The 8,225-nt window shown below is 71.5% G+C and carries 8 protein-coding genes; 6 read left to right on the plus strand and 2 right to left on the minus strand.

What is annotated here, in order from left to right; genetic code table 11:
* Positions 1-8: 8 nt before the first annotated feature.
* Entirely contained in the window at positions 9-686 is a 678-nt protein-coding gene (mtrA, locus tag ABIB15_RS14260; protein ID WP_354480029.1) for an MtrAB system response regulator MtrA, read from the minus strand.
* A 127-nt stretch (positions 687-813) separates the two neighbouring features.
* Between mtrA and ABIB15_RS14265 the strand changes: the two genes are divergently transcribed.
* From ABIB15_RS14265 to ABIB15_RS14285, 5 genes are all read left to right on the plus strand, one after another.
* The gene (locus ABIB15_RS14265) at positions 814-1,980 is read left to right on the plus strand and encodes a hypothetical protein (RefSeq protein WP_354480032.1); all 1,167 of its coding nucleotides are present in this window, start codon (positions 814-816) and stop codon (positions 1,978-1,980) included.
* Complete coding sequence (locus ABIB15_RS14270; protein ID WP_354480048.1) at positions 1,977-2,612, plus strand: DUF4129 domain-containing protein; 636 nt, start codon at positions 1,977-1,979, stop codon at positions 2,610-2,612. Before ABIB15_RS14265 ends, ABIB15_RS14270 begins: the two co-directional genes overlap by 4 nt.
* Positions 2,609-3,811 (plus strand): DUF4350 domain-containing protein, encoded by a 1,203-nt coding sequence (locus ABIB15_RS14275; RefSeq protein WP_354480035.1) that lies wholly within the window; start codon positions 2,609-2,611, stop codon positions 3,809-3,811. Before ABIB15_RS14270 ends, ABIB15_RS14275 begins: the two co-directional genes overlap by 4 nt.
* A gap of 91 nt (positions 3,812-3,902) precedes the next feature.
* Positions 3,903-4,856: an AAA family ATPase gene (locus ABIB15_RS14280; RefSeq protein ID WP_354480038.1), complete on the plus strand. Its 954-nt coding sequence runs from the start codon at positions 3,903-3,905 to the stop codon at positions 4,854-4,856.
* Positions 4,856-6,172, plus strand: coding sequence for a DUF58 domain-containing protein (locus tag ABIB15_RS14285; protein WP_354480040.1), 1,317 nt, complete (start codon positions 4,856-4,858; stop codon positions 6,170-6,172). The genes ABIB15_RS14280 and ABIB15_RS14285 overlap by 1 nt, the downstream gene beginning before the upstream one ends.
* A gap of 87 nt (positions 6,173-6,259) precedes the next feature.
* Here the strand turns inward: ABIB15_RS14285 and ABIB15_RS14290 are convergent, their stop codons facing one another.
* Positions 6,260-7,255, minus strand: coding sequence for a stage II sporulation protein M (locus ABIB15_RS14290; RefSeq protein ID WP_354480043.1), 996 nt, complete (start codon positions 7,253-7,255; stop codon positions 6,260-6,262).
* 17 nt (positions 7,256-7,272) lie between these two features.
* Here ABIB15_RS14290 and ABIB15_RS14295 point away from each other — a divergent pair.
* Positions 7,273-8,225 (plus strand): RDD family protein (locus ABIB15_RS14295; RefSeq protein WP_354480045.1); only part of this gene is annotated, 953 nt, incomplete at its 3' end.

Below are 8,225 nucleotides of genomic sequence, written 5' to 3' on the forward strand. Positions count from 1 at the left end.
AATGCCCCTCAGCTGGAGCCGGCGCGGTAGCCGACGCCGCGCACCGTCATCACGATGCGGGGGTTGTCGGGATCCTCCTCGACCTTCGCGCGCAGCCTCTGCACATGCACGTTCACGAGCCGGGTGTCGGCCTTGTAGTGGTAGCCCCATACCTGCTCGAGCAGCATCTCCCGGGTGAACACCTGTTGCGGCTTCAAGGCGAGGGCGAGCAGGAGTTCGAACTCGAGCGGGGTGAGGTTGATCTTCGTGTCGCCCCGGCGCACCTCGTGACCGGCGACATCGACCTCGATGTCGCCCACCTGCAGTGTGCCGGTCGTCGTCGTCTGGGTCGGTCGGAGCCTCGTCCGGATGCGTGCGACGAGCTCCTTGGGGTTGAACGGCTTGACGACATAGTCGTCCGCTCCGCTCTCGAGGCCGCGCACGACGTCGGAGGTGTCGGACTTCGCGGTGAGCATGATCACCGGCACGCCGGACTCGGCACGGATCTCCGCGCACACCTCGATGCCATCCTTGCCCGGCAGCATGAGGTCGAGGAGCACGAGGTCGGGTTTGGATGCTGTGAAGACGGCGAACGCCTGGGTGCCGTCAGCGCAGAAGACCGGCTCGAACCCCTCGGTGCGCAGCACGATGCCGATCATTTCGGCGAGGGCGGTATCGTCGTCAACCACCAGGATGCGCGCAGTCATCGCCACCATCTTCGGATTCGACACGCCCAGTTTGCGGACGCGTGTTGAGCTTTATACCAAGAGTAGTCGAGTGTGAAAGCATCGTCAGATCACGGCCAGCGTTGTTGCAGCATCGAGGAGACCCCCAGTGACCCAGAACGAGCCGTGGCATGCGCCCTCAGGAGTCGGCCAGGGGCCGGCGCCGCACGGTTCCCCGGGGCCCGGGGCGGGCCAGTTCCCCGGCACCAGTGCAGGCTGGGCGCCCCCGCCGCGCCCCGGGCTGGTTCCACTGCGACCGCTCGACGTCGGCACGATCCTCGCTGCCCCCTACCAGCTGCTGCGCCGCAACCCTCGGCCGACCTTCGGCATGAGCCTCCTGCTGCAGGGCAGTGTGCTCCTGCTGACCCTCGTGGTCGTGTCGGTCGCGGCGTTTTTCAGCCTCAGCCGCATCGATTTCGCCACCGGATCAGAGGCGTCCGACGAGATCGTGGCCGGCAGCATCGGGATGATCCTGCTGTCGTCGCTCATCCCGCTCGCCCTGTCGCTCGTCGCGACAGCGATCATGCAGGGCATCATCGTGCTCGAAGTCGCTCGGCAGAGCCTCGGCGAGAAGCTCCGGTTCCGCCAGCTGTGGGCTCTCGCGCGCGGTCGCATCCTGGCCCTCGTCGGCTACTCGCTCGCCCTGACCGCGGTGCTGCTCGTCGCCGTGGCCGTTGTGATCGGTGTCGTCGCGGGGGTGTCGCTCCTCGGGTCGGCCGGGGTTCTGGCCGGTGTCGCGCTCACGCTGCTGCTGGGGGCCGCGCTCGTCGTGCTCGGCGCCTGGGTCGGCACCAAGCTCGCGTTCGTCCCCAGCATCCTGATGCTCGAGCGGCTCAGCGTGCGCGAATCCATCGCGAGGTCGTGGCGACTCAGCACCGGCGCGTTCTGGAAGATCCTCGGCATCCTGCTGCTCGTCGCGTTCATCCTGAACCTTGTGTCGTCGATCGCGGGAGCCCCCCTGCAGTTCGTCACGGTGCTGCTCCCTGCGCTCGTCGCCCCGACCGGCGATGAGACGGCACTCATCGCCCTGGTCGTCGCGGTGACGATCGTGTCGCTCGTGCTCACGATCGTGGTCTCCGCGGTCATCCTCGTCGTCCAGTCCGCCACCACGGCCCTGCTCTACCTCGACCAGCGGATCCGCAAGGAGGGCCTCGACCTCGAGCTCGCCCGGTATGTGGAGGCCAGGCAGTCCGGCGGCGCGGCCGGGATGGCCGACCCGTACGCCCGGATGGCAGCGCCGCCGGCGGCGCAGCCCGACGCCTCCCCGTGGGCATGATTCTGGCGGTTCCCGTCGAACCCGACGCGGAGCAGGCGCGCGAGTTGCTCGTGCGGGAGCTTGCGAAGCCGGTCTACCGCGCCGCCGAACCGACCTGGTTCGACCGGCTCAGCGCCGCCGTCGGGGACTGGCTCGCCGGCCTCCTCGAATCCGGGCCCGGCGGAACCCCCGCGATCGCGTGGACGGTGATCATCCTCGCGCTCGTCGCGGCGCTCGTCGCGGCGTACCTCATCTTCGGTCCGCCGCGCGTCAACCGCCGCAGCACAGTCGGCGGCAGCCTGTTCGGCGACGACGATAGCCGGAGCGCGCAGACCCTCCGCTCCGCCGCCGACCGCGCCGCTGCCGCCGGGGACTGGGTCATCGCGATCGAGGAGATGTTTCGTGCGATCGCGAGAGGGCTCTCGGAGCGGGCAATCGTGTCGACGATGCCGGGCACGACGGCAAGCGCGTTCGCGGCATCCGCGAGCGGGCCGTTCCCGGAGACCTCCGCCGAGCTCGCCTCCGCCGCCGCGAGCTTCGACGCCGTGCGCTACTTGGGGCGCCCCGGCTCGCGGGCGGAGTTCGACGCCATTGCGGAGCTCGACCGGCACCTGCGGGCCGGCACCCCGCGCCTCGACGGGGCGGGCGCATGACCGCGCCGCCGGCGGCAGCGCGCCCGACAGCCACCGCGACAGTGCTGACACCGACCCTGCGGGCGGGGGCGCGGCGGTCGCTGTTCTGGGCCTCCGCCGGCGCCTTCGTGCTCCTCGTCGCGATCGGCGTCCTCTCCCTCATCGGGGTCTCCGGCGACGCGCCGCGGTTGTCGCCGGCGAACCCCGCCCCCGACGGCGCGATGGCTGTCGCCGAGGTGCTGGCCGCGCAGGGCATCGACGTGCGCCCGACCGACACCCTCGATGACACGACCGCCGCGGTCGGCGACCCCGCGAACACCACGATCGTGCTGTTCGACGAGGACGGGCAGCTCGACGACGCCCAACGGCAGACGCTGCTCGACACCGGCGCTCACCTTGTGCTGCTCGAGCCGGGCTTCGCGGAGCTCGCGAGCCTCGCCCCCGGGGTGAGCCCCGCCGGTGTTCCCGACGATGACCCTCTCCGCGCCGGATGCTCGCTGCCCGCCGCGACGATGGCGACAACCGTCTCGCCCGGCGGCCTCGCCTACCGCGCGGGGGCGAGCGCCGAGCTCTGCCTCACCAGCGACGGCGACAGCGGCGCCGACGCCCACTCCTACATCCGCGTCGAGACGGACGGAACGGTCGTGTCGATCGTGGGCGCGACAGAGGCCCTCACGAATGCGGCCGTCACCGACCTCGGCAACGCCGCGTTCGCACTCAATCTGCTCGGCGAGGACGAAACCCTCATCTGGTATCGGCCGTCGATTCTGGATGCGGCGGGCGAGACCGATCCCGCGGCTCTCACGCCCGGCTGGGTCACCCCCTCCATCGTGCTCGTCATCCTCGTCGCGGCGGCGGCGGCGTTCTGGCGCGGCCGCCGCTTCGGCCCTCTCATCATCGAGAACCTGCCCGTCGTCGTCCGCGCGAGCGAGACGATGGAGGGGCGGGCGCGGCTCTACGAGAAGGGATCGGCGCGGGTGCGGGCGCTGGACTCGCTGCGCATGGCGACGATCTCCCGGCTTGCGACATGGAGCGGGCTGCCGACGACGGCCGACGTCGAGCAGGTCTGCCTCGCCGTCGCCGCCGCGCTCGGGGCTGAGCCCGCGGGCATACGCTCGCTGCTCGTCGGCGCGATCCCCGAGACCGACGCCGACCTCGTGCGCCTCAGCGACCGGTTGCTCGCGCTCGAAACCGCCCTTGCCGACGAGCTGCGCCCGTGACGGCGCCGCGCTCCGGGCATCCGGACCACCAGGAATCCGGACCCCACACCAACCCGACTATCCGACCGACGACCTGGAGACGATGAATCGCATGACAACGGAACTGAGAAACGCCTTCGCCCAGGTGCGCACCGAAGTGGGCCGAGCTGTGGTGGGGCAGGATGGCGCCGTGACCGGGCTGCTCATCGCGCTGCTCGCGGGCGGCCACGTGCTGCTCGAGGGCGTGCCGGGGGTCGCGAAGACGTTGCTCGTGCGGTCGATGAGCCACGCGCTGAGCCTGGACACGAAGCGGGTGCAGTTCACCCCCGACCTGATGCCCGGCGACGTGACCGGCTCCCTCGTCTACGACGCCAAGGCCGGCGAGTTCGAATTCAGGGCGGGGCCGGTGTTCACCAACATCTGCCTCGCAGACGAGATCAACCGAACTCCGCCGAAGACCCAGTCGGCGCTCCTGGAGGCGATGGAGGAGCGCCAGGTGTCGGTCGACGGCGTGTCCCGCAAGCTGCCGGTGCCGTTCATGGTCGCCGCGACCCAGAACCCAATCGAGTATGAGGGCACGTACACGCTGCCGGAGGCGCAGCTCGACCGCTTCCTACTCAAGCTCGTGCTCGAGATGCCCGAGCGGGACAGCGAGCTCGAGGTGCTGCGGCGCCACTCCGCCGGGTTCAACCCGCGGGACCTCGCGGCAGCGGGCGTGACACCCGTGCTGAGCGCGGCGCAGCTCGCCGAGGCGCAGGTGCTCGTCGGCCGGGTCGGAGCGAGTACCGACGTGATGGGGTACGCCGTCGACCTCGCGCGGGCGACGCGGAGCAGCCCATCGGTGCGCCTCGGCGTCTCGCCGCGCGGGTCGACCGCACTGCTGGCGGCCGCGAAGGCGTGGGCGTGGCTCTGCGGCTCCGAGGGCGTGACCCCCGACCACATCCAGACGATGGCGCTGCCGGTGATGCGCCACCGTCTCCAGCTGCGGCCCGAGGCGGAGCTCGAGGGGGTCTCGGCCGACACGATCCTGCGCTCGATCCTGCAACAGGTGCGGGTGCCGATCTAGTGGCCGTCTCCGGCTGGTTCGTCGCGCTCCTCGCGCTCGGCATCGTGCCGGTGGTGGCGTTCGGCGACGCGCTCGCTCTCATCGGCTGGCTCGCGATCGTCGGCGCGGTCGGCGCGGTGGACCTCGCGCTCGCCGGGTCGCCGCGCGTCGTGACCCTGGCACGAGAGCTCCCCGCCCGGGTGCGCCTCGGCGACACCGTCACGAGCTCGCTCACGATCACCAACCGGGGGCGCCGCGGCATCCGCGGGATCGTGCGCGACGCGTGGCCCCCGTCGGCCGGGGCCGCGCCGACCCGCGCGCGCATCAGCATCCCGGCCGCGGAGCGCCGTTCAGTGACAACGTCCCTCACCCCGTTCCGGCGGGGCGACCGCACGGCCTCGCACGTGACGATCCGCTCGTTCGGGCCGCTCGGGCTCGTCGCCCGGCAGGCAACCATCGCCGAGCCTGGCGTGCTGCGCGTACTGCCCGCCTTCTCGTCTCGCAAGCATCTGCCGTCGCGCCTCGCCCGGCTGCGCGAACTCGACGGCGCGACCAGCGTGCAGGTCCGCGGGCCGGGCACCGAGTTCGACAGCCTGCGCGACTATGTGCGCGGCGACGACGTGCGGTCGATCGACTGGCGGGCGACCGCCAGGCGCAGCGATCCGTCAGCCGGCGCTGGCCCGCGACTCACCATCAGGACCTGGCGGCCGGAGCGGGACCGGCGGGTGGTCATCGTCATCGACAGCGGGCGCACGTCAGCCGCGCGGATCGCGAACGAGCCGCGCATCGACACGGCCTTCGAATCGTCGCTCCTGCTCGCCGCGCTCGCGAGCCGCGCCGGCGACCGGGTCGACACGGTCATCTACGACCGCCGGGTGCGGGGCCGCATCCAGGGGGCGACGGGCGCCGAGCTCCTCAGCCGCATGGTGTCGACGATGGCGCCGGTGCAGCCGGAGCTCATCGAAATGGACTGGGCGGCCGTGCCGGAACTGGTGCGCTCGGTCACCTCCCATCGCGCCCTCGTCGTGCTGATGACCTCGATCGACGCCCCCGGCGCCTCGCGCGGGCTTCTGTCGGTGCTGCCCCAGCTGACCCGCAGGCACCTCGTCGTCGTCGCATCCGTCACCGACCCGGGCACCACAAGCGCGACCCACGAACGCGGCAACCGCACCGAGGTGTACCGGGCTGCTGCCGCCGAGCGCGCGCTGCTCGACACCGCGCGGGTCTCCGCGGCGATCCGGCAGCTGGGCGCGGATGTGGTCACGGGTACCCCGGACGCACTGCCTCCCGCGGTCGCCGACCGGTACATCGCGCTCAAGCTCGCCGGGCGGCTCTGACCCGGTCCCCGCGGTTCGGACCGGCGGCGGACCCGCGGTTCGGACCGGCGGCGGACCCGCGGTTCGGACCGGCGGCAGACCGGATGATCAGGACGCGATGATACGGCGGGCGCCCGCCTCGAACTCGTCGAGGTCGCCCGTCTGGCCGGTGCGCCAAGCGCGGCCGCCCAGCATCCACTGGTACAGCAGGAACCCGACGAGCGCGACCGCGCCGATCCCGATTTTGATCACCCAGGGCCAGTCCTGGCGGGTCACGAAGCCCTCGATGATGCCCGAGACCAGCAGTGCGAAGACGAGACCGATCGCGATGGTGAACAGCGCCCGGCCGTCCTCGGCGAGAGCCTCGCCACGGGTGCGCGGCCCGGGGGCGATCCACGCCCAGAAGATCAGCAGGCCGGCGGCGGCGGCAACGAAGACACTGTAGAGCTCGAGCTGGCCGTGCGGCGAGATGTAGAGGAAGAAGTCGCCGAGCCGCCCGAATTCGTTCATGACAGCCGCGGACTGCCCAAGCCCCATGGCGTTCTGCACGATCACGCTGGGCACCCAGACGCCGATGATGCCGAAGGCGATGCACTGGGCGGCGATGAACGCGTTGTTGGTCCAGACCTGACCCGCGAAGGAGCCCTCCGGGTTCGCCGAGTAGTAGCCGACGAACTCCTCCTCCGCGTACTGGCGGCGCACCGACTCCGTGCCGAGGCTCGCCAGCAGCGCGGGGTTTTGAATGAACCAGACCGCCGTCAGCAGCGCAATCAGTGCGGTGACCAGCGCCACGACGAGAGTGACCCAGCGCACCCGGTACAGCGCGGCGGGCAGTTGGAGAAGGAAGAAGGCGGGCAGCTGGCTCAGCACGTTCGCGCTTGCCCCGGTGAAGCGCAGACGCGCGCGGCTCAGGTAGAGCGAGAGCCGGTCGCCCTGAGACGAGCGGCCCGCCGTCGACTTGATCGCCGAAAGCTGCGCCGTGCCCGACTGGTAGCGCTCGATCAGCTCGTCCGAGTCGGCTCCGGAGAACTGGCGTTGCTTCCCGAGCCGGGCAAGACGCTCCCACTCATCGCGGTGCGCGGCGGAGTAGGCGTCGAGATCCATCTGCTTAGATACTAGGCATGCCCACGGCTGCGTTCGAACCCGACTATGCCGGCGACGACGAACTCGTGACCGGGGAAGCCGTGGCCCTCGACCTTCGCCCGGCGAGCTTCGTGTTGCGGGGCGCCGGCGCCACGATCGACTTCGCGCTGACCGTCGCGATCGCGATCGGACTTCTTCAGCTGCTCAGCATCCCGGGCCTTGAGGCGGCAATCGACGAGGCCCTGCTTGCGGCCATCGGAATCGGACTCGTCGTCGTGCTCACGATCGTGGTGCCGACGACGGTGGAGACCCTCACCAACGGCAAGTCGCTCGGCAAGCTCGCGATCGGTGCGCGCATCGTGCGCGATGACGGCGGCGCGATCGGGCTGCGCCACGCGTTCATTCGGGCACTGACCGGCCTGCTCGAGATCTTCCTCACCCTCGGCGGGTTCGCGGCGCTCGTCGGGTTGCTCAACACCCGGTCGAAGCGCCTCGGCGATCTGCTCGCCGGCACCTACAGCCAGAACGAGCGGGTGCCGGCGATCGTGTCGCACGCCGTCGGCTTTCCACCGGAACTCGAGCGGTGGTCCACCACCGCCGATGTTGCGCGGATGCCCGACCGGGTCTCGCGGCGGATCGCGCAGTTCCTGGCGCAGTCCGGCGGGCTCACGCCGGATACACGCGCGCGCATCGCCCGGGAGCTGCAGTCCGAGGCGGCGCCGTACGTGAGCTCGGTTCCGGATGCGCACCCGGAGGCGTTCCTGCTCGCGATCACCGCGATCCGGCGCGAACGCGAATCCGCGGCGCTCGAGCTGGAACGGGAGCGCCTGCACCGGCTCGAGCCCGTACTCGGCGGGCGCCCGCACGGCTTCCCCGACCGCGCCGGGCGGGGGGGGGGGGGGGGGCCGGGGGGGGGGGGGGGGGGGGGGGGGGGGGGGCGCGGCCGGGGGGGGGGGGGGGGCGCCCGCCGGGGGGCTCGGCGACACCCCGA

It is taken from the genome of Marisediminicola sp. UYEF4 (assembly GCF_040546025.1).
GTDB lineage: Bacteria > Actinomycetota > Actinomycetes > Actinomycetales > Microbacteriaceae > Marisediminicola.